The 22,688-nt window shown below is 67.8% G+C and carries 16 protein-coding genes; 8 read left to right on the plus strand and 8 right to left on the minus strand.

What is annotated here, in order from left to right; translation table 11 throughout:
• Positions 1-157: 157 nt before the first annotated feature.
• Positions 158-1,534 carry an MFS transporter gene (locus tag ASD86_RS15850; protein ID WP_056112841.1) on the minus strand — a complete coding sequence of 459 codons (1,377 nt, stop codon included), beginning with the start codon at positions 1,532-1,534 and terminating at the stop codon, positions 158-160.
• Positions 1,535-1,954: 420 nt separating this feature from the next.
• Entirely contained in the window at positions 1,955-2,965 is a 1,011-nt protein-coding gene (locus ASD86_RS15855; RefSeq protein WP_056112381.1) for an NADP-dependent oxidoreductase, read from the minus strand.
• Positions 2,966-3,041: 76 nt separating this feature from the next.
• Here ASD86_RS15855 and soxR point away from each other — a divergent pair, with 76 nt between their 5' ends.
• The 4 genes from soxR to ASD86_RS15875 all read left to right on the plus strand — a co-directional run bounded on the left by soxR (position 3,042) and on the right by ASD86_RS15875 (position 6,475).
• On the plus strand, positions 3,042-3,521 hold the full coding sequence (gene soxR, locus ASD86_RS15860; RefSeq protein WP_056112384.1) for a redox-sensitive transcriptional activator SoxR: 480 nt from the start codon (positions 3,042-3,044) through the stop codon (positions 3,519-3,521).
• Between the two features lie 152 nt (positions 3,522-3,673).
• Positions 3,674-4,183: a DUF1993 domain-containing protein gene (locus ASD86_RS15865; protein ID WP_056112387.1), complete on the plus strand. Its 510-nt coding sequence runs from the start codon at positions 3,674-3,676 to the stop codon at positions 4,181-4,183.
• 761 nt (positions 4,184-4,944) lie between these two features.
• Positions 4,945-5,496: an Ig-like domain-containing protein gene (locus tag ASD86_RS15870; protein WP_056112391.1), complete on the plus strand. Its 552-nt coding sequence runs from the start codon at positions 4,945-4,947 to the stop codon at positions 5,494-5,496.
• 688 nt (positions 5,497-6,184) lie between these two features.
• Complete coding sequence (locus tag ASD86_RS15875) at positions 6,185-6,475, plus strand: hypothetical protein (protein ID WP_056112844.1); 291 nt, start codon at positions 6,185-6,187, stop codon at positions 6,473-6,475.
• 868 nt (positions 6,476-7,343) lie between these two features.
• On the opposite strand, the gene ASD86_RS15885 is transcribed toward ASD86_RS15875, so the two are convergent.
• The 3 genes from ASD86_RS15885 to ASD86_RS15895 all read right to left on the minus strand — a co-directional run bounded on the left by ASD86_RS15885 (position 7,344) and on the right by ASD86_RS15895 (position 9,074).
• Positions 7,344-7,874, minus strand: coding sequence for a tail fiber protein (locus ASD86_RS15885; protein ID WP_056112394.1), 531 nt, complete (start codon positions 7,872-7,874; stop codon positions 7,344-7,346).
• Between the two features lie 65 nt (positions 7,875-7,939).
• Complete coding sequence (locus tag ASD86_RS15890) at positions 7,940-8,470, minus strand: tail fiber protein (RefSeq protein ID WP_056112397.1); 531 nt, start codon at positions 8,468-8,470, stop codon at positions 7,940-7,942.
• 73 nt (positions 8,471-8,543) lie between these two features.
• Positions 8,544-9,074, minus strand: coding sequence for a tail fiber protein (locus ASD86_RS15895; protein ID WP_056112399.1), 531 nt, complete (start codon positions 9,072-9,074; stop codon positions 8,544-8,546).
• Positions 9,075-9,508: 434 nt separating this feature from the next.
• On the opposite strand from ASD86_RS15895, the gene ASD86_RS15900 reads away from it, so the two are divergent.
• Entirely contained in the window at positions 9,509-16,069 is a 6,561-nt protein-coding gene (locus ASD86_RS15900; protein WP_162253678.1) for a putative Ig domain-containing protein, read from the plus strand.
• Between the two features lie 735 nt (positions 16,070-16,804).
• Positions 16,805-17,461, plus strand: coding sequence for a hypothetical protein (locus ASD86_RS15910; protein ID WP_056112407.1), 657 nt, complete (start codon positions 16,805-16,807; stop codon positions 17,459-17,461).
• A gap of 7 nt (positions 17,462-17,468) precedes the next feature.
• Here ASD86_RS15910 and ASD86_RS15915 read toward each other — a convergent pair whose 3' ends face one another.
• Complete coding sequence (locus ASD86_RS15915) at positions 17,469-18,251, minus strand: hypothetical protein (protein ID WP_200957257.1); 783 nt, start codon at positions 18,249-18,251, stop codon at positions 17,469-17,471.
• A 630-nt stretch (positions 18,252-18,881) separates the two neighbouring features.
• Positions 18,882-19,193 carry an HPF/RaiA family ribosome-associated protein gene (locus tag ASD86_RS15920; protein ID WP_056112411.1) on the minus strand — a complete coding sequence of 104 codons (312 nt, stop codon included), beginning with the start codon at positions 19,191-19,193 and terminating at the stop codon, positions 18,882-18,884.
• 259 nt (positions 19,194-19,452) lie between these two features.
• On the opposite strand from ASD86_RS15920, the gene ASD86_RS15925 reads away from it, so the two are divergent.
• Entirely contained in the window at positions 19,453-20,193 is a 741-nt protein-coding gene (locus ASD86_RS15925) for a sulfurtransferase (protein ID WP_056112414.1), read from the plus strand.
• A 199-nt stretch (positions 20,194-20,392) separates the two neighbouring features.
• Positions 20,393-21,022, plus strand: coding sequence for a hypothetical protein (locus ASD86_RS15930; protein ID WP_056112417.1), 630 nt, complete (start codon positions 20,393-20,395; stop codon positions 21,020-21,022).
• Between the two features lie 291 nt (positions 21,023-21,313).
• Here the strand turns inward: ASD86_RS15930 and ASD86_RS15935 are convergent, their stop codons facing one another.
• Positions 21,314-22,570 carry a TIGR03862 family flavoprotein gene (locus ASD86_RS15935; protein WP_056112847.1) on the minus strand — a complete coding sequence of 419 codons (1,257 nt, stop codon included), beginning with the start codon at positions 22,568-22,570 and terminating at the stop codon, positions 21,314-21,316.
• Positions 22,571-22,688 lie beyond the last annotated feature (118 nt).

The following is a 22,688-nucleotide window of genomic DNA, read 5'->3' on the forward strand; positions in this document are numbered from 1 at the left end:
GGCGAGTTCGATGCTTCGCAGCGCTGGATGAACTGCGCGACTTCAAATTCAAGCAAAAGCCTCCAGCTGTAGGAGCGGCGTCGTACTGGAGTGCCTTCGATCACAAGCCGCGACTGCGGGAATAAAGCCTGATCAACCGCGAGGTCTGCGACCGACCTCAAGCCGCCTCGACCCGTACCCGCGCCGCCAGCATCAACCCCAGCAGCGCCAGCGCGAAAGCGATCGCGAACCCGCACAGATAAGCCAGCGTGTGCGACGTGCTCAATAACGCGGCGAACAACGAACCGCCGACCGCCAGCGCCGTCGCCGTATAGATCGCATCGCCCAAGTGCAACGCCGACGAGTTCACCCCTTGCTGTTCGGGCGGCGACAGTTCCAGCATCAACACCGACAAAGTCGGATAGATCAGGCCCATGCCGAGCCCGGACAGCACCCAACCGGCGACGCCGATTGCGAGTGGAGTGCGCGGCCAGATCAAGGCGGCGATCGCGATCACGCCGAGCGCGAGCATCGCCATGCCGGCCTGCAGGAACCGCTGCGGCGCGCGTGGGTCGGTGCTGCGGCCGCGATACCACGAACCGGTCGACCAACCGATCGCGCCGAGAGTCAGCACCAGCCCGGCCCAGGTCGGCGACAGCCCACGCTCCTGCGACAACAGCAACGGGATGTAGGCTTCGCTGAGAAAGAACCCGCCCGCGGCGATGCCGCGCAGCGAGACCACGGCCGGCAGGCCGCGCGCGGCGCGCAGCGCGCCGACCGGCAGCAGCCGCGATGCGGCCCAGCCGAGCAGCGCGATCGCCGGCAGCAGCCAAGCCAGCGCGGGCCAACCGCGTTGCTGGCCGCCGTAGTGCAGCGCGAGCAGGCTGGCGGTGGTCAGCAACGCCCACAGCAGCCGGGTGCGTTGCTGGCCGGCGCTGTGCATCGCCTCATGCGTCGCCGACGGGCCAAGCCCGCGCAGCGACGGCAGCACCAGCCAGGCGGCGACCAGCGCCACCACCGGCACCGACAGAAACACCCAACGCCAGCCGAGATGTTCGACGATCGCGCCGCTGATCGCCGGGCCGACCACCGCCGGCACCGCCCAGGCCGCGGCGAACGCGACGAACACCTTGACCCGCAGCGCGACCGGATAGACCCGGCCGACCACCACGTACAGCGCGACCGAGATCAACCCGCCGCCGAAGCCCTGGACCACGCGGCCGGCGATCAAAGCGAGCATCGACGGCGCCAGCCCGGCCAGGATCAGGCCCAGCGCGAACCAGGCGATGCCGTGGCGCAACGGCGCGACCGGACCGCGCGCATCGGCCCAGCGGCCCGCGGCGACCATGCCGACCACGCTGGCGGCGAGGGTGCCGCCGAACGCGAGCGCGTACAGCGGCAAGCCGTCGAGCGCGCGCGCGACCGTCGGCATCGCGGTGGTCACCGCCAGCGCTTCGAAGGCGACCAGCGCGACCAGGGCCACGGCGCCGAGGCTCAGGCCGCGGTAGCGCGGTGCGAACAGGCTGTCGGTGGCGTCGGCTGAGTCGGCTGCGATGTTCGAGACCTCGCGCTCGTCGGCGTTTTCGTCGGAGTGTTTGATGGAACGGGTTTCCTGCAAGGAGGGATTGGCGGCCGCGGAATCTCGCGCGAAAGAATTCTGCGCGAAGAAATCCTGCGCGGACGCTTGGCTGGACCGGGCTGCAGCGCCGACGCGCAAAGACTCGGACGCGCGACGATCCGCATCGCCAGCCGGTATCGGACGATTCGCCATCATGAGCCGGGTGCTTTCCATGCCGACGACTTCAGCCGTTGCCGCCCGATCGGGCAAAGGAGGCTGTCGCCGGCAGGCGCTCGACCGTGGAAGACGCTCCAGACCCGATGCGACCGCTCCGCCTAGCCAGCAGTTGTTCGTCGGACATCGGGACTGGAGCGCCTTCCGCGGTCGAGCGCGAAGACGGCGGTGCGGCTGCGATCTTCATGCGCAGAATCTCAACGCCAACGGCGCGTACACCATCAGCACGACCTTGCCGCGCCCGGGCCCGCGCTCGACCGCGCGATGCGCTTCGGCGGCGCGGGTCAGTGGAAACATCTCGCGCACATGCACCAGCAGGCCATGGCGTTCGTGCATCGCGACCAGTTCGGCCAGACGCGCGCGGCTGCGTTGACCGCGCGCGATCCGCAGGCCGAGCCGTTGCGCGCGCGGCGAATCGCACAAGGTCGCGATGCGGGCGGGGTCGCCGCACAGCGCGAGCCAGTCGTCGAAGCGATCGACACCAAGCGCATCGAACACCGCGTCCACGCCGTCGGGCGCCAGCACCCGCGCTTGCGCGAGGCCGCGGTGATCGTCGTCGATCGGCTGCGCGCCGAGCGCGCGCAGGTAGTCGTGATCGACCGCCGCGGCGCTGCCGATCACCCGCAGGCCCCAGGCGCGCGCCAGTTGCACCGCGACGCTGCCGATGCCGCTGGCGGCGCCATGGATCAGCACGCGTTCGCCGCGTCGCAGGCCTAGATCGCATAGCGCGGCGTGCGCGGTCTGGCCGGTCGAGGGCAGGGCGCCGGCCACCGCCCAACTCATCGTGACCGGTTTGTGGACGACTTGTTCGGCCGGCACGGTCAGCACTTCGGCGTAACTCATCGCCACCGCCCAGCCCATGACTTCGTCGCCGGGGGCGAACGCGTCGACCCCTGCGCCGACTTGATCGACGACCCCGGCGAATTCGTTGCCGAGCCGGCGCGGGAACGCCAGGGTCTGGACATCGCAGGATTCGCCGTCGCGGCTCAGGCCGCTGCGCGCGGCGATGTCGCCGGGCCGCACCCCGGCCGCGCGCACCCGCACCCGGATCTTGCCGGGGCCGGCCTGCGGCATCGGCAATTCGATCGCATGCAGCACCTCGGGCGCGCCGTATCGGTCGAATACGACGGCCTTGACGTGGCTGGCATGCGCGGAACTATCGGGTGGATGTGGAGCGGCGTGCGGGATGGCCATGGCTTGACGTCGAAAGAGGTCGAAGCGCACGATAAAACCTCAACATTGGTTAAGGTCAAGCCCCGGGCGGATCCGCATGAACATGGAACTCACCGTCGGCCAGGTGGCCGAACGCTCCGGCGTGGCGGTATCGGCCCTGCATTTCTACGAAGCCAAGGGCCTGATCCACAGCCTGCGCACCGCCGGCAACCAGCGCCGCTACAGCCGCGATACCCTGCGCCGGATCGCGGTCATCCGCGTCGCCCAGCGCGTGGGCATGCCGCTGGCGACGATCCGCGAGGCGCTCGACACCTTGCCCGGATCGCGCGCGCCCACGCGCGCGGACTGGGTGCGGCTGTCGGCGGCGTGGAAGGACGAACTCGAACAGCGCATCGCCAACCTGAGCCTGATGCGCGACACCCTGGACCAGTGCATCGGTTGCGGTTGCCTGTCGATCGACCGCTGCCGCCTGGCCAATCCGGACGACACCTGGGGCGAGCAGGGCTCGGGCGCGCAGCGGTGGGCGGCGGCGTTGCAGCAAGCCAAGCCGCGGCGTGGAGGCAAGCGCGCGGACTAGGCCGCTGACGTCCCGCGCGCTGTGGTGAGCCGGAGTTGCCTGCAAAAAACCGCGGCGATTTGCCGCGAGCGCGCATAGCGGTGTCGCTGCCGTCGTTACGGCCAAGTCGTGTGGCGTACCATGGGCGTTTCCCTCAGCACGACGAAATCGCCATGACCCTTTCGATGTACTCCGCCAGCGTACCGGTGCTCAAGCAGATGCTCGGCAGTCTCGCCGAGATCCTCGCCAAGACCGAAGCCCACGCCGGCGAACACAAGATCGACCCCGACGCCTACCTGCAGGCGCGTCTGTTCCCCGACATGTTTCCGCTGCTGCGCCAGGTCCAGATCGCCTGCGACTTCGCCAAGGGCGTCAGCGCGCGCCTGGCCGACGTCGAAGTGCCGGTGTACGACGACACAGAGCGCAGCTTCGCCGAACTGCAGGCCTTGATCGCCAAGACCATCGACTTCGTCGGCAGCCTGGAACCGGCGCTGTTTGAGGGCGCGCAGGACCGCGAGATCGTGTTGCGCCCGGGCACGCCGAAGGAACGCCGTTTCGGCGGCGCCGATTACCTGGTCCATTACGGCCTGCCGCAGTTCTTCTTCCACGTCACCACCACCTACGCGATTTTGCGCGGCAACGGCGTCGACATCGGCAAGCGCGATTTCATGGGCAAGTACTGAGTCGCAGGTAACGATCCAAGCGATCGCGGCGCCGTTGCGGCGCCGCGGTTGCGATCGCGATCGGCGGCGAGAGTTCGTTTGCCGATTCCGTCGCGGCCATCTTGAAACGCTCGCTTGCTTGAGCGTTCGATTCAAACCGGCGTCGTTTTATGGGCACGACGCTGCCGACCCGGGCTTCCCGGCAGGGCGCTGCGGTTTTTCGCGTCGTTAAGTCCCGCGTTCGGCAAGCGCATCCGATCGCTTGAACGCATCATTGGCCGACCGATTTCGAAACCTCGCGCGGGCGTCGACCCGCGCATGCGGCGCTGCGCGTCGATTCCCGTCTGGATGCCGCCAGCGATACGCTGAAGCCCACGCGATTCGCGCTTGCGCGGCTGCGCGTCGCGCCGCACGAATCTCGCGAAAAACACCCGCCCATCCGCCGCCGCTGCGCGCTATTTTTATTGTCGATCCGCGCGGGTTTCGCCGCTTGCCGATCGCGCGCACGACGACGCTGTGACGCCCATCGAAAACCCGCCGTGAAGGCGATTTTTGCGCTCGCGCGACGGCCCAATCTCGGCCTGTGCGACACCCGGATGGGATCATGTTTTCCCGGTGGCGACAGGACGTCGCAACGGGTCCGGAACCCGGCACAGATCGCCGATCAAGAGCTCGCCAGGGCACAGCCCCATCGACAGCTCACTCGCATCGCGCAAGCGATGCGGCGCAAGGATGCGCGGTCCGGAACATCCCCCATTCGTTGCAACCCAGAAGGAGTTGGCATGCCGTACAAGAGTATCCAGGGGCCCCTCGTACTGAGTCTGGCGCTGATCGCGTCCGGCGTCGGTGCGTCCGGTGCCCCGAACGTGAGCCAGACTCGCAGTCCGGCTTCGCAGCCGCTGCGATCTTCGATCCAGGAAGTTTCGCCGCACGACGAGGCGCGCTTGCGCTTCGAACAGGCGGTTGCGCCCGACCGCGAGCGCCAGACGTTGGCGCGGTCGATCCAGAACGACATCCAGGGCCTGCGCCGTTACGAGCCGCTCGCCGCGGCCGATCTGGTCACCCACAGCCTCGACGGCGCCGCGTCGACCGTCGCCTTGCGCGGTTCGATCGGCAACGGCGCGGCCATGCACTACAGCCTGGCGCAGCCGCCGCGGCACGGCGAAGTGCGGATTCGGGACGGTCGTGCGACCTACATCCCCGATCCGGGTTTCGAGGGCGTCGACACCTACACCTATCGCGTGCAGTCCGGTCCGGACAGCGTCGAAGCGGTGGTGGCGGTGACCGCGATCCGCGACCGCGTGCTGCCCGCCACAGCGGCCGCGGTTTTGTAACCCGTCCGACGCGGCTCGCGCCGCAGGTTTCACCGTCGCCGCATGGATCGCGGCGACGCTACCGGTACCCCTCGGAAAGGGGTAGGGGACGGCCGCGCACAGGCGTGCGCCGATACGCAGTACCCGGATCGGACCGCGCGCATGGCGCGGCCGGTCCGCCGGCCATCTCGTCGTGGTGATGGCCTGGCCGATCGGACCGGCGCGACGTGCGCCGTTCGAGACGGGATTGCGCGATCCCCGGTGTCGACCGGTTCGCGGCGTTCGCCGGCGTATCGCCAGGCGGACGCCGCGGCCGGCACGGACCGCGATGCAGGTCATGTGACGCCTCATGGCGCCACGCAAGGTTTGGACGCCTTTCATCTCCGTCAGTGATGAAAGCCGAAGCGGGCAGGGAAGCCCGCGCTGTTGGCGGCTCCGGCCGTAGTCCCGCCGCAACTGGGCTTGCGGCGGGGCGGCCGGAGCCGGCGATGGNCGTTCGCGAGGTTCGCGTGTTGCCGGCGATCGCAACGGGACGGCCGCGTGGGCAAGTCCCGGACAGGCCGAAGCGATCGCCGCGCCGCCAGTCGTCGGCCCGTTCGGGTCCGATGGATCGACCATCCGCCACGCATCCGCGCAAAAACTTCTCATGGGGCTTGCATCGCAGGCCGCGCGCGACGACGATGCGTCCTCGGCTTGGGGAGGCCCCGCGATGGAACTGTTGACACTCGATCACTTCAGCTCGCACGTAAACGAGACCTACTCGGCCGTGCTCAACGACGGCGAAGTACCGTTCGTGCTGGTCGAGGCGCGCGCGCTGAGCACGCGGCCGCAGCAGGCCGTGCGGGCGCCGTTCTCGCTGCTGTTCCGCAATGCCTCGGCGTTCCTGTTTCCGCAGCAGACCTATGTCATGCGCCACGCCTCGATCGGCGAAGTCGGCATCTTCCTGGTTCCGGTCGCGCGCGAGCGCGAGGGTTTTCTGTACCAGGCGATCTTCAACTGATCGATCCGCGTTGAGCGGAGCGGGCGGCGCGACTTCTTATTTGCTCGTCATTCCCGCGAAGGCGGGCATTGCGTTACTTCGGCGCAGCCGAATATCCAGGGTTTCTTGCAGGCGTGACGCTGAAGTCTCTGGATATTCGGCTTCGCCGAAGAAGACCCGAACCCGTCTTGGCGGGAATGATGAGCAAAAAACCGCGGCCGCTGCGCGCGCGTGCACGCCCATCGAAACCCGATCACGGCTGACGACATGAGGCTGGGGCCAGATCAAGCCCGGTCCAATCAAACCTGATTCGACGAGTCCGATTCAATCGAGCCCGGTTCAATCAACCTGCTCAAATCAACCCAACTCCGGCCACCAGCGCATCAGCGCATGCGTAGGCATCGCTTCGACCACGCCGAAGCCCAACCGGCGATACAAGCGCAGCGCATCCTGATTGCCATGCTCGACATGCAGACGCATGCCGCAGCGCGCGGCCTGTGCCTGCTGCTGCGCCCATCCGATCAGCGCGGTGCCGATGCCTTGTCCGCGCGCGCCGTCGCCGAGGCTGATGTCGACCAGCAGATGGTCGGGCTGGTTGGTCTGCAGATAGAAGCGTCCGACCGGCTGGCCGTCGCGTTCGATGATGAGGAAATCGACGCCCTGGTAATGGCGCGTGTAGTGAATGTGCTGCAACGCGAACTGCTGATCGAGAAACGCATGCAGCGCCGGCTCGGGCCAGCCCATCGGCGCGAACTCGATGCCGCGCAGTTGCCGGTACAGCAGGCGCAGCCAGGCGATGTCCTGACTATGGGCCGCGCGCAGTCCGATCCCGCGTCGCCATAGCNTCGGGGAACGACAGCGGCGCGGTGGTCGGATTGACGTGCAAGATTTATGGGAACGAGGGGAAGATGCCTTCCAGCGCGATGCAGAAGTTCATCGCGAGATAGGGCTGGCGGTTTTCGTGCGGCTGGTTGTTGCCGGTGGGCAGGACCAGGGTGGGCGAGAACTGGGCGTTGGCGGCGGTGCCGGTGGCGAAGGCGTTGGTGTTGGGCGAACCCAGCGAGTTCCCGCTGCTCGGTATGGCCGCCTTTTTCGCAGTGGTGTTTTGGTTGTACAAGGTGACGCCGTGAATATGGCTCGGCATTTCCTGGGTGGTCAGGGTGACAGAGTTCGAGCCGAAGGTCTCGCCCATCGAACGATCGGTGAGGCCCGGTCCCTGGCCCTGGCTGCAGCCGACGCGGTTGGCGAAGTTCGGCAACTGGAACGTGGTCCGCCCGTCCCCGCCGTACTGAGTGCCGAGCAGGGCGAACAAAGCGGTGTTCTGCTGGATCGGCAGGGTCGTGCCGTCGCAGAACGACCAGCCGCGCGGAGCGAAGTTGAAACCGAAGATCTGGATTTGGCCGATGAAAGGCTCGGTCATGACGATGTCCTCTTATATCTGCCGCTGCGACCGCTCGATGCGGCGCGCGGCGTGGGCGGGTGGGCTCAGCTCTGCGAGGGGAAAACACCGGCCCAGGCAATGCAGAACTGCACCGTCAATGTCGGCATGAGGTTGGCGTGTGGTTGATTACCGCCGCTGGGAGTCAACGAAGCGGGATTCATCGTGATGGGGGTGGAGCCGCTGGTGTCGGTGACGTACATCAAGTCGCCGTTGAGGCCGCCCAGTTCGACGCCGACGCCGATCTGGGTCGCGCCGGCGGTCGCCGGCGTCGCCAGCAGGGTGTGGCCGTGGGCCGGCATCTGTTGCTGGGTAAGGGTGACGTTTTCGCTGCCGCTCGCCTGGCCGATCACATAGGTGCCCAAGCCCGGACCGGTGCCCTGGTGGATCGGCACCTGACCCTGCAGATCGGGCACGGCGAAAGTGTTGACGCCGTCGCCGCCGTAGGTGGTGCCGAGCAGCGTGTACAGAACATCGTACTCGGCAATGGGTTTCAACTTGCCGTCGCAGGCAAACCAGCCATTGGGAACGCGGCCGAAACCAAACAGTCGGATCTCGCCGACATAGGGCGTACTCATGGTAATTACTCCGGAACCTTGAATGCTGAAAGGTGTGGCCGCCTCGTGCGACCTTCTGGTAGCTGCCCGCGGCTCAATTGCGCGACGGGTAGATACCTTGTATGGCGATGCAGAAAACGATCACGCGGTAGGGCTGTAGGTTCGGGTGCGGCAGGGTGTTGCCGGCCTGACCGATAGTGGCCGGCGCCAGTGGCACTTGCGCCCCACCGGTGTTCGCGTAGATCGGGTTCGAGGTGGTTCCGTAGAAGTTGTTGGTCGGGTTGCGGCCGGTGGCCGCGGCGGTCACGCCGCACAGGTTGTGATTATGAGCCGGCAGTTGCGGCGTGAGCAGAGTGACGTTCTCGACGCCCCCGGTTTCGCCCTGTTGGTAGGGTGTGGGGCTCCAGCCCCCATCGCGCGACGTGCCGGCCCCCACCGGCGTCCGGCTGCGCAGGTCCGGCAATGCGAACGTGGTCTGGCCGTTGCCGCCGTACATGGTGCCCAGCAACGAGAACAGCGCCTGATTTTGCGCGATAGGCAGCAACTGACCGTTACATAGGGCAAAGCCCTTGGGCGCGAAATTGAACCCGACGGTCATGATCTGTCCCAGGAATACTTCTGTCATCTCTTCCCCCAGAGGATGTTTCCGGGCGCCGTGCGCGCTTCCGGATGAAATACCTCGCCTCCGCCGCACGGCCCGACCGCGCACGGCGGGAACGGGCCGGTCCGACCGGGCCAGGCATGGCGCGTGAGCGCCATGATCTTGCTTAACGCAGATCGGTGGCAAAGGCGGCCGGTTTTCCTGCCGAACTGCGTATCAGGTCATGGAAAGGGGCATGCCAGGGGCACGCGGCATGCAGACCAGGGCCAGATCGATCATTGGGTACACGGTGGCGGGGCCGGGCACGACGCCCGGGGCCGCACCGTCAGGGGATGACCAACATGCAACAGCAGTCAGCGCGCCATGCGGACGGTTCTTACGTCTCGCGTCTGCACACGGTACTTCGCTCCGGCGTGTTCGCGCTATGCGGACTTATGGCCCTATGGGCCGGATCGGCGGTGGCTCTGCCTCCCTCGGTACATTGCCCGGTGGTCACCATGTCGGTCGCCAACGGCGGCACTCAGACCCTCGACGTGAGCACCTGCGACGGGCCGGCCAACTTCGGCATCGGTATCGTCCGCGTCCATCCCGCGAACGGCACGGCCAGCACCGACCAGGATCTGCAAACGGTCACCTATACCCATAACGGCGGCAGCACGCTCACCGACACCTTCATTTTCGAGGACGGCGACAACGGCGATGTCACTGTTAACGTAACCATCGCACCGGGCACCAGCCCGATCACTGTCAATCCGGCGACGATCAATCCACTGCTCGGCGTGCCCTACAACCAGACGATGACCGCCACCGGCGGCGTCGCGCCCTATACCTATGTCCAGACGGCCGGCACTCGGCCGACCGGTCTGAACTTCAGCAACGGTACCTTCAGCGGGACGGTAAGCCAGCGCGGCAACTTCGCGGTGGCGATCACCGTGACCGACTCGACCCTGCCCACGCCGATCACCACGGTCAAGTCGTATTCGATCTCGATTCCCAACACTCAGCCGGTGATCGGTCCGGACCCGCTGCCGGCGATGACGGTGGGTATTCCTTACTCGGTAGCGCTGACTTCGAGTGGCGGTTTCGCGCCCTACGACGACTACCTGATCGACAGCGGCGCCTTGCCGCCCGGTCTGACCATCAGCAATCTCGGCGTGATCAGCGGTACGCCGACCGCGACCGGCAATTTCAGCTTCACGGTGAAATCCACCGACCAGAGCACGGCCGGCCCGGGCGTGCCCTCGGTCGCGTTCGGTCTGAAGACCTATAACGTCACCGTCGCCCTCGCGCCCACCATCGTCGTCAACCCGGCCACCATACCCGGCGCCACCGTCGCCGTCGCCTACAGCCAGACCTTCACCGGCAGCGGCGGCACCGCGCCGTACACCTTCGCCATTACCGCCGGCGCACTGCCGGCCGGACTGAGCCTCAACACCACCACCGGCGCCCTGACCGGCACTCCGACCGCGGCCGGCACCTTCAACTTCACCGTGCGCGCCACCGACGCCAACAGCTTCGCCGGCACCCGCGCCTACACCCTCGTGGTGGCGCCGCCGACCACGGTGATCGCGCCGACCACCTTGCCCAACGGCACGGTCGCGAACGCCTACAGCCAGGCCATCACCGCCAGCGGCGGCATCGCGCCGTACACCTATGCGATCACCGCCGGCGCCTTGCCGGCCGGTCTGACCCTGAGCGGCACCGGCGCCCTGAGCGGCACGCCGACCGCGGGCGGCACCTTCAACTTCACCGTCACCGCGACCGGCAGCAGCACCGGCACCGGCGCGCCGCACACCGGTTCGCGCGCCTATGCGCTGGTGATCGCGCCGCCGACCGTGCTGCTGCCGGCGACCAGCTTCGCCCCGGCCACCGTCGCGGTCGCGTACAGCGCCAACCTCAACCCCGCCAGCGGCGGCACCGCGCCGTACACCTACGCGCTCACCGCCGGCGCCTTGCCGCCCGGCATGACCCTGAGCAGCACGGGCACGTTGTCGGGCACGCCGACCGCGCCGGGCACGTTCAACTTCGCCGTCACCGCGACCGATACCAGCACCGGCAGCGGGCCGTACAGTTCGGCGCCGCGCGGCTATACCTTGCAGGTCGTCAATATTCCGCCGGTCGCCAATCCGGTCTCGGCCACGGTCGCTTACAACAGCACCGCCAACCCGATCACCTTGAACATCACCGGCGGCGTTCCGACCTCGGTGGCGATCGCCACGGCGGCCGCGCATGGCACCGCGACGGCCACCGGCACCACGATCACCTACACCCCGACCGCCGGTTACGCCGGTCCCGACAGCTTCACCTACACCGCGACCAACACCGCCGGCACCTCGGCGCCGGCCACGGTGACGATCACGGTCGGCAACCCGACCATCACCGTCTCCGCGTCCGGTCCCTTGACCGCGCAGATCGGCGTCGCCTACACCCAGACCTTCACCTGGAACGGCGGCACCCAGCCGTTCATCGGCTACGCCGTCACCGGCCTGCCGGCCGGCCTGTCGAGCACCGCCAGCACCGCCAACAGCGTGACCGTCAGTGGCACGCCGAGCGCGGCCGGCAGCTTCACCCTCAACGTCAGCGCCACCGACAGCAGCACCGGCACCGGCCCGTTCACCACCGCCCAGGCGTTCACCCTGACGGTCAGCTCGCCGATCCTGACCCTGACCCCCGCGGCCGGCACGCTCAACGCCACCTACGGCGCCGCGTACAGCCAGACCTATGTCGCTGGCGGCGGCACCGCGCCGTACAACTACACCGTGTCGGCGGGCGCATTGCCGGCCGGCCTGAGCCTGGATGCGAACACCGGCGTGCTGTCGGGCACTCCGACCGTGACCGGCCTGTTCACCTTCTCGGTGCGGGCACGCGACAGTTCCACCGGCAGCGGCGCACCGTTCGCGCGCACCCAGAACTACGTCATGCAGGTGGCCGCGCCGACCATCGTGATCGCGCCGCCGACCGTGCCGGCTGCGCAGGTCGCGACTGCTTACAGTCAGGCCTTGAGCGCCAGCGGCGGCATCGGCGTCTACACCTACGCGGTCACCGCCGGCGCCTTGCCGCCCGGCGTGACCCTGAGCGCCACCGGCACCATCGCCGGCACGCCGAGCGCGGGCGGCACCTTCAACTTCACCGTGACCGCGACCGACGCCAATGCGCAAAGCGGTTCGCGCGCTTATTCGCTGATCGTCGGCGCGCCGACCGTCGTGGTCGCACCGGCGACCCTGCCGGGCGGCGGCGTGGCCCAGGCCTACAGCCAGACCGTGACCGCCTCGGGCGGCACCGCGGGCTACAGCTTCGCGATCACCGCCGGCGCCTTGCCGGGCGGCCTCAGCCTGGCCAGCAACGGCACCCTCAGCGGCACGCCGAGCGCGGGCGGCACCTTCAACTTCACCATCACCGCGACCGACAGCAGCACCGGCAGCGGCCCGTACACCGGTTCGCGCGCCTACAGCCTGACCATCGCGGCCTCGACGGTGATCCTGCCGCCGACCACCCTGGCCGCGGCGACGGTGACCAACCCGTACAGCGCCACCATCAACGCCGCCACCGGCGGCACCGCGCCGTACACCTACGCGGTCAGCGCCGGCAGCTTGCCGCCCGGCCTCAGCGTCAGCAGCGCCGGCGTGATCTCGGGCACCCCGACCGCGCCGGGCAGCTACAGCTTCAGCCTGCGCGCGACCGACAGCAGCACCGGCACCGGTCCGTACACCTCGGCGCCGCAGACGTATGCGCTGCAGGTCAACGACATCGTCCCGGTCGCCAATCCGGTCTCGGCCACGGTCGCCTTCAACAGCGCCGCCAATCCGATCACCTTGAACATCACCGGCGGCATTCCGGCCTCGGTGGCGGTGGCGACGGCAGCGGCGCACGGCACCGCGACCGCCAGCGGCACCACGATCACCTACACCCCGACCTCCGGTTACGCCGGGCCCGACAGCTTCACCTACACCGCGACCAACGTGGCCGGCACCTCGGCCCCGGCGACGGTCACGATCACCGTCGGCAACCCGACCATCACCGTGACCGCGTCGGGTCCGCTGACCGCGCAGGTCGGCAGCCCGTATACGCAGACCTTCACCTGGGCCGGCGGCACCTCGCCGTACACCGGCTTCGCCGTCACCGGTCTGCCCGCGGGCCTAAGCGTCACCGGCACCACCGCCGACAGCGTGACCGTCAGCGGCACGCCGAGCGCGGCCGGCAGCTTCGCCCTCAACGCCAGCGCGGCCGACAGCAGCACCGGCAACGGGCCGTTCACCACGCCGCAGGCCTTCACCCTGACCGTGGGCGCGCCGACCCTGGCGATGACCCCGGCGCCGGGCAACCTGCCGATGAACTACGGCGTCGCCAGCACCATCAACTTCGCCGCCAGCGGCGGCTCGGCGCCGTACAGCTTCAGCCTGGTCAGCGGCAGCCTGCCGATCGGTGTGTCGTTCAGTTCGGCCGGCGTGCTCAGCGGTACGCCGACGGTGCCGGGCAACTACAACATCGCGGTGCGCGTACTCGATTCCAGCACCGGCGCCGGCGCGCCGTTCGCCCTGCAGCAGAACTACACCATCGTGGTCGGCACCCCGGTCATCACGATCGATCCGCCGACCCTGCCCAACGGCACCGCCGCGGTCGCCTACAACGCCAGCCTCAGCAGCACCGGCGGCGTCGCCCCGTACAGCTACTCGCTGCTCAGCGGCGCGTTGCCGATCGGCCTGGCCTTCAACTCGGCCGGCGTGTTCTCCGGCATCCCGCGCTCGGACGGCAACTTCAGCCTGACCGTGCAGTCCACCGACAACAACGGTCAGACCGCCTCGAAGGTCTACACCTTCACCATCGACCCGGCGATCGTGACCATCTCGCCGGCGACCCTGCCGGGCGGCACCGTCGGCGTGACTTACAACGAGAGCCTGAGCAGCAGCGGCGGCATCGCCCCGTACAGCTACGCGATCGTCTCGGGCAACCTGCCGATCGGCTTGGCCTTCACCTCGGCCGGCGTGCTCAGCGGCACCCCGACCACCGCCGGCAGTTACACCGCTAACATCCGCTCGACCGACGACGCCGGTTACAACACCACCGTGCCGTACACGATCGTCATCGCCGACGCGGTGCCGGTCGCGAGAGACGACAGCGCGAGCACTCTGTCGAACGCGCCGGTGACGATCGATGTCACTGCCAACGACACCGGCATCATCACCTCGATCGCGCTCGGCACCGCGCCTGCGCACGGCACCGCCACGCTCAGCGGCACCGACGTGATCTACACGCCGGCCGCGAACTACTTCGGCAGCGACAGCTTCACCTACACCGCCAGCGGCCCCGGCGGCACCTCGGCGCCGGCCACGGTCACGATCACGGTCAACGCCTTGCCGGTTCCGCAGGGCCAGCCGCAGACCGCGACCACGCTGTCGACCCAGCCGGTCACCATCGACGCCGCCACCGGCGCCACCGGTTCGCCGTTCACCGGCGTGACCTTGCTCAATCCGCCGAGCTCGGGCACCGCGGTGGTGCAGGGCACCCAGATCGTCTACACGCCCGCGGCCACCACCGTCGGCGCGATCGCGCTGACCTACACCTTGAACAACGCCTTTGGCCCGTCCGCGCCGATCACCTCGACCATCACCGTCAACGCGGTGCCGGTCGCGCAATCGCGGCGAGTGCGCACGGTCGCCGGCGCGACCATCACCGTCGACCTGGTCGCCGGCGCCACCGGCGGTCCGTTCACCGGCGCGAACCTGGTCTCGCTGACCCCGGCCTCGTCGGGCAGCGCGGCGGTCAGCGGCTCGGGCGGCAGCTACAAGCTGACCTACACCCCGGTGATCGGTTACTCCGGCATCGCGGTCGCGAGCTTCACCCTCAACAACGCCTTCGCCACCTCGGCGGTGGCGACGATCGAGGTCGAAGTCATGCCGCGCAGCGATCCGTCCAAGGACGCCGAAGTGCTCGGCGTGCTGTCGGCGCAGACCTCGGCCACGCGTCGCTTCGCTACCACCCAGATCGGCAACTTCCAGCAGCGCCTGGAAGGCCTGCACGGCGGCGGCGAAGAGGGCGCGCGCTTCGACAACGGCCTGAGTTTCTCGATCGACCCGCGTTGCCGCGACGATGCGCCGCGCACCCCGGGCAACGACTGCCGTCAGCCGATGCTCGGCGACGAACGCGCCGCGATCGAGTCCAGGCCGCCGGTGCAGGGCACGGGCTCGCGTTACGGCCTGTGGACCGGCGGTACCTTGAACAGCGGTAACCGCGACGGCCGCAGCGGCGGCGCGAGCGGCATCGACTTCGAGACCACCGGCATAAGCGCCGGCGCCGACTACCGTCTGCGCGACGACTTCGCCCTGGGCGGCGGCATCGGCTATGGCCGCGACGACACCGAGGTCGGCCAGCACGGCAGCCGCAGCAAGGCCAACGGCTACAGCGCGGTGCTGTACGCCAGCTACCACCCGGGCAAGAGTTTCTACCTCGATGGTCTGCTGGGTTACCAATGGCTGTCGTTCGACTCGCGCCGCTTCGTCACCGACACCGGCGGCATGGTCACCGGTTCGCGCGACGGCAATCAGTGGTTCGCCTCGATCTCGGCCGGCGCCGACTACCAGCGCGACCGCCTGCGGATCTCCCCGTATGCCCGCCTGGACGTCGCCCGCGCGCGCCTGGACGGCTACACCGAACGCGGCGACGCGCAGTACGTGCTGAACTATCGCGACCAGGACATCGACACCACCACCACCAGCCTGGGCCTGCGCATGGACTACAGCTACCCGGTCCGCTGGGGCACGTTCGCGCCGCAGCTGCGCCTGGAATACCAGCACGACTTCCAGGACGACAGCTTCGCCACGATGAGCTACGCCGACATGGTCGGTGGCCCGTTCTACCGCGCCCGCATCGACGGCCTGGACCGCAACCGCTTCGTGTTCGGCTTGGGCGCGATCCTGCAGACCGAGCGCGACTGGGTGTTGCGCTTCGAGTACCGCGGCCTGTTCGGCAGCGGCAACGACGACGACAACAGCTTCATGATCAATCTCGAGAAGAAGTACTGATCGATGGACCGGGCGCGGCCTTGGGGCCGCGCCCGGGAATCGGGAATCGGGAATCGGGGATCGAGAATCGAGAATCGAGAGTCGAGAGTCGAGAGTCGAGAGTCGAGAGTCGAGAGTCGAGAGTCGAGAGTCGAGAGTCGGCTTTGCCGGATCAGCTGTTGCTCGTCATCTCCGCGAACGCGGGGATCCAGGGCCTCATCGCGACATATCCGCAACCGCTCGACTCGCGACAACAACAACGGCGCATCCCATTCTTCGCCGCTACTTTTTTGGATCGTCATTCCCGCGAACGCGGGAATCCAGCGACTTTCCGCGGTGTTGCCAGTTACCTGCGACACGACCGCAACCACTCATCTCGCCGCAACGGCGAAGACGCATTCATTCACCGCGCAATTCTCCAGACCGTCATCCCCGCGAAGGCGGGGATCCAGAGACTTCAGAGTCATGTAGCGATGAGGCCCTGGATCCCCGCCTTCGCGGGGATGACGACTTGGGGTTTCGTCGCTACCAACAGCAAGCGACATCAACGAGATCGAATCAGCGGAACCAAGCCAACGGCACCAAACCAACGGCACCAAACCAAAGGCACCAAACCAACGGCACCAAACCAAAGGCATCGGCGAAGGATGCGGTACGGACGGAACTGACGGACGCCGCAATCACGGCAATCAGCCCAAACCGCGAAAACCCCAAAAATGCCAAGATGCCCGCACCGCCCCAAGCGTGCATCCCGCAATGTCCGACCCCGCCAGCGAATCCCAAGGCCGCCTGACCGAGACCGCGTTAGCCGCGTTGCCGCTGTCCCTGCCGATGGAACAGCGCGCCGCGCTCGAAGCCGCCTACGCCACCCCGACGCGCGCGTATCACAACATCGGCCACGTCGCCGAAGTGCTGCGCCACTACGCCGACGTCGCCGCCGGACCCGGCTGGCGCCAGCCGCGCGAAGTCGCGCTGGCGGTGCTCTACCACGACGCGATCTACGCCGCCGGCCGGCGCGACAACGAGGCCCGCTCGGCGCTGCTGGCGCGCGAACACATCGCGCGCTGGCTGGCGGGCGAGGGCATCGACGCCGACCGCGTCGCCGAACTGATCGAACTCACCGCGCGCCACGGCGCGATCGCGCGCGACGAGGTCGACGAAGAAACCCGTTTGTTCCTCGATGGCGACATGGCCATCCTCGGCGCCGAACCGTCGGCGTTCGACGCCTACGACCGCGGCATCGCCGCCGAATACCGCGGTCACGTGCCCGGCCCGTTGTTCCGGCTCAATCGCCGCCGCTTCCTGAAAGCCTTGCTCAAGCGCGAACGGATCTTTCTCAGCGACTATTATCACCAACGCTTCGACGCGGCCGCGCGCAACAACCTGCGCCGTTCGATCACCACCAAGCGCTGAGCCGCGCTTACAGACGCCAGACGACCAGCGCCTGCACGGCCGATTCGTCGGTGTCCGCATCGCCCAGCTTGTTGCGCCAATACTGATATTCCACGCCGACGAACAATTGGTTCGGCCGGCCCCACAGCTGTTCGCCGAGGTCGTAGCGAATCTGCGGCTGGGCCAGCACATGCGCCGGTGTGCGCTGGCCGAATTCGTTACGGCGCGAGGCCACGTACTCGACGTGACCTTCGATGCTGAAACTGGCTTTGCCGAGCTTGAACGGGCGCGCGCCGTTGAGGTCGAGCATCCAGCTATTGCCTTCCTTCGGCGCGCCGCCATGGCGCACACCGCGGCTGTCGTCGATATAGGCGGTGATGTCCAGGTTGAGGAAGGCGAAGCCCGGCGCGTCCAGCGACAGGCGCACGCCCGGCAGGTACTTGAGCACCTTGGCGTCTTCGGCGGCATTGACGCCGACCAGCAGGCCGATGTCCTTCACCGGGCCCCAGCCGGTTTTCGCGCCACGGATCTTGCCGAGGCTGAAATTGCCGTAGTACTCGCCGTAGGCGTCGAGCTCGCCATGGCCGCGGCTGAAGTCGATGAAGCCGAAGTTGTCGCCGTATTTCCAGCCGTCGGCGTGCTGCAAGGTCCACACGCTGGTCTGCGCGCTGGCGTTGGCGGAATAGGGAAGGTCGAGCCGGCCGCGCTGCCATTGCAGTTCGGTGGTCGACCAATCCAGGGCCTGCGCAGACGGAGCGATCAGGCCGAGGGCGGCGATCGACAACAGACGAAGGTGAGCCAATCGCGACACGGCAGGCATCCGCGGTGCTGAAGGAATGGCCAGCTTCGGATTCGATTTTTCGTTTGTAAATGGCTGATTGGTATCAAAAATATTGTGCGTGGACGGAACGCGCATGGCGGTGTTGCGATCGGTGCCGGAGCGTCGTCCGGATGCACCGCGTTGGTGAAAAAATCATCGTGCGATCAAGGTCGTGCGCAGCGGCTCGCGCGGCTGGGGGGCTTGATCGATTTTTTCTGATGCACGCTGGCGAATTTCGATCCAGGACCGACGCAGGCGGTCTGGCGCCGGCGCAATCGCGCGAAATTCGCGTCTCCGAGCGCCCGCGATTTGCTGATCGACACGATGCGCGCGGGTGTCGAAATCCTGCTCGGATCATCGGCTGCACCGAAGTTGCCGTAATCGCCAGGCTCGCATGGAGCCTGGCGAGTCCGATGCGATCGGATCGAGTTTATACGCGCCGGCCGTTAGCTTTGCCGGCGCTGTCGCGACACGAAATATCGGTTAGTGAATTCGTGAAACGGCGGCTCGCTCGTAGCGGTATCGGGTCGGTTTGCTCCGTTGCACCAAAGCATCCAACTGTGCGTATTTATTCGCGGGCTACCCGCCCGACCGCACGAACCACCGGCCGAACCACAACCATCAGCTCGACAACCGCCCCAGCGAACTGTCCAGCACCCGCTGCAGCTTGCGCGCCGCGCCGCTGATCGCCGCGCGCATGGTGTCGGCGTCCTCGGTCGCGGCCACCGGCGGGCGGCCTTCCAGCCGCGCTTCGATGGTGCAGTGCTTGTCGCCGCCGCCGGCCTTGGCGCCGTTGACGTCGCGCAGATGCACTTCGACCCGGGTGACCTGATCGCGGAAACGCGCCAGGGAATGATCGACCACGCCCGCGACGTGCTGGCTGAGCGACGCGTCGCCGCGCAGATGGTGGTCGGTGTTGAGCTGTACCTTCATGCAAACGCCTCCTTATGGCGTGAGATCAGGACGATGCCCGCACGCTCGGGCGTTGGCCCTCGCTGCGGCACCTTGCGCGGCTCGCGTATTCGCTTGGCGGCCATGCAGAAATTGGGACAGCCGGGCCGTCGGAAGGTTCGCGGCACGGTTCAGGTCCGGCCCAGCCGGGTCGTGTCAGGCTCGCAAAGGCGCCGCCGGTTCGACCCCGGACCGAGGGCGCAAAACCGGGCCGCGACGGCGCTGGCTTAGAATGGCGGCCATGATCGTCAACATCGCCGCCTACCACTTCACCGTCATCGACGATCCGCCGCAGCTCGCCGCCCACTTGCGCGAACAGGCCCAAGCCCTGGAACTGCGCGGCACCGCGCTGGTCGCGGGCGAGGGCATCAACCTGTTCCTGGCCGGCGCCGCCGCCGCGATCGAAACCCTGCTCGACGGCCTGCGCGCGCAGCCGCGCTTCGCCGGGCTCAGCGTCAAGTACAGCCACAGCCGGGCCCAGCCGTTCGCGCGGCTCAAGGTCAAGCTCAAGCAAGAGATCATCGCGTTCCGGCGCGAACGCGCCTCGCCGCTGCGCGAACGCGCGCCAAGCGTGACGCCCGACACACTCAGGCGCTGGCTCGATCGCGGCAGCGACGACAACGGCCGGCCGGTGGTGATGCTCGATACACGCAACCGCGAGGAGGTCGGCTACGGCAGTTTCGACCATGCCCTGACCCTGCCGATCGACAATTTCACCGACCTGCCCGAAGCGCTGGCCCCGCACCGCGAGGCCTTGCGCGACGCCACCGTGGTCAGCTTCTGCACCGGCGGAATTCGCTGCGAAAAGGCCGCGTTATGGCTGCGCGCGGACGGCATGGACAATCTGCTGCAGCTCGACGGCGGCATCCTGGGCTACTTCGAACAGGTCGGCGATCAGCATTACCAGGGCCGCTGTTTCGTGTTCGACGAGCGGGTCGCGCTGGATCCGCGATTGCAGCCGCTGCACGACCGCGACGCCTGAGCGTTCGACGTTTTTGCCATTTATTACAAACTATTAACCCGTCCAAACGGGGCCAGCGGTTAGGCTGCGCGTTCGCACCGCGCCGGCGCCCCCGCGCCGATCCCCCGCGCGCAGCGAATGCAGCCAGGCCTCGCGTTCCAGCGGCAACCCGTATGGTGCCGTCCGCGCAGGCCCAGTCGATCAGCTACGAGGACCCCGAATGAACCGACGCTTGTTCCCCGCCCCGACCGTGCTCGCGCTCGCCGTATTGGCGCTCGCCGCATGCAGCCAGGGTGCGCCGGTCAACACTGCCGCCCCGCAGGAAACCACCGCCGCTCCGCCGCCGCCGCAACAGTCGGTGCCCGATCCGGACGCCGATCCGGTCGCGCGCGCTTCGCCGCCGACGCTGACGCCGGTCGCGCTGGGCATCTTCGAACCGGGCAACCCGGTCGCTCAGGCGACCACCGGCAAGCTGACCATCGACGACCTGGAGCTCAAGGGCGAAAACGGCTCGTTGTACAAGACCGAGCGGGTCGCGATCGTGCGTGGTGGCGACCAGTATTCGGCCGGCCAGACCTACGGCGCGACCATGCAGGTCGAGGCCAGCCAGACGGTCGAACTGCGCCGCGTGATCGAGCAGGTCCCGCCGAAGGAAACCCCGGCCAACGCGTTCTGCGGCACCGTGCCGACCGGCTTCATCGCCCTGGCGAAGGTCAGCGAATCGACCGGCGACGTGGTCAAGCTGATGGCGTTGCAGGGCAGCGACCTGCCCGCGGCGACCGCGCAGGGCGTGGGTTTGTGCGCCTCGATGTTTTATATGGGCAAGACGGCTGAGAAGGCGCCGGCTTGAGGCGACGTGGTTCGGCGGCGTAGCGGCCGCCGATCTTTGTTTGCGCGGAGCTGATTTGGTTTGATCTGGGTTCGATGTGAGCGCGCAGACTCGCGTGCTCGCAAATCCGTCAGCGTAAGTTGCGTCAAGCGCAATGATCAACCAAGCCTGCGTCAACGCCTCACTTTGAAATCGTAACGACCCAAGCACGCGTCAATTAGCCCACTTTGAAAAAGGGGGCTGGCGCCCGGCGTATCTGTTTGATGTCGCTTCTGTGAGTGCGCCGGGGGATTTGCCGTTGCTCTTCGCAACTCACCCGTTCGCTACGTCCAGCAAATACCGCGCCGCAGCCTCTCCCGCGATCAACCCACTGGCGAAACACGCAGTCAACAAATAACCGCCGGTCGGCGCTTCCCAGTCCAGCATTTCGCCGGCGCAGAACATGCCGCGCGGCGATGAGCGCAGTTCCAGATCGGCGGTCATCGCCTCCAGGCGCACGCCGCCCGCGCTGCTGATCGCTTCGGCGATCGGGCGCGCGCGCAGCAGGCGCAGCGGCAGGCGCTTGATGGTGCGCGCGACCACCGCCGGATCGTTCAGACCGTCCTTGCCGAGCACTTCGAACACCAGCGCCGTCTTGACCGCGTCGAGCCCGGTCTGCCGGCGCAGATGTTCGCCGACGCTGCGGCCGCGGCGTGGTTGGGCGAAGTCGCGTTGCAGTCGATCCAGTTCGCGTCCCGGCGCCAGATCCAGTTGCAGGTCGGCGTGGCCGTGCATCGCGATCGCCTCGCGCAATGCCGCCGACAAGGCATAGATCAGGCTGCCCTCGATCCCGTCCGCGCTGACCACGCATTCGCCCTGCAGTGCCTGCGCCTGGCCGCGTTCGTCGAGCCAATGCGCGATCACCGCCTTGAGCGGCGCGCCGGCGTGGCGGGCGACGAAATGTTCGCTCCAGCCGATGTCGAAACCGCAGTTGGACGGCTGCAGCGGCGCGATGTCGATGCCGCGTTCACCCAGCCAGGCGGTCCAGGCGCCGTCGGAACCCAGCTCCGGCCAACTACCGCCGCCGAGCGCGAGCACGCTGGCGCGCGCGCGAACGCGGGTTTCGCCGTGCGGGGTTTCGAACCGCAGCGCGCCGTCCTCGCTCCAGCCCAGGCAGCGGTGTTGCACATGGAAACGCACGCCGTCCTCGCGCAAGCGCCGCACCCAGCCGCGCAGCAGCGGCGCGGCCTTGCGGTCCATCGGGAACACCCGGCCGGAACTGCCGATGTAGGTGTCCACGCCGAAACCGCGCGCCCATTCGCGCAACGCATCGGCATCGAAACGGTCCAACCAACGGCCGATGGCGTCGCTGCGCGCGCCGTAGCGTTGGTCGAACGCCGGCCGCGATTCGCCATGGGTGAGGTTGAGCCCACCCTTACCGGCGATCAGAAACTTGCGTCCGACCGAGCCCTTGGCCTCGAACAGATCGACCTGCACGCCCAGCGCGCGCGCGACCTGCGCGGCCATCAGGCCGGCGGGGCCGCCGCCGATCACGGCGAGGCCGGGCAGGGCCGTGTCGGGCAGAACCATGTCGGGCAGGGCCATGTCGGATAAATCAGGCGTGGGAACGGACATGCTCGGACAGGCGGTCGCGCGGAACGGTCGGACATTATGCGGCTTGGACACACGGCGAGCCTCTGGCATCCGC

The organism is Lysobacter sp. Root690 (assembly GCF_001427785.1).
Lineage (GTDB): Bacteria > Pseudomonadota > Gammaproteobacteria > Xanthomonadales > Xanthomonadaceae > Lysobacter.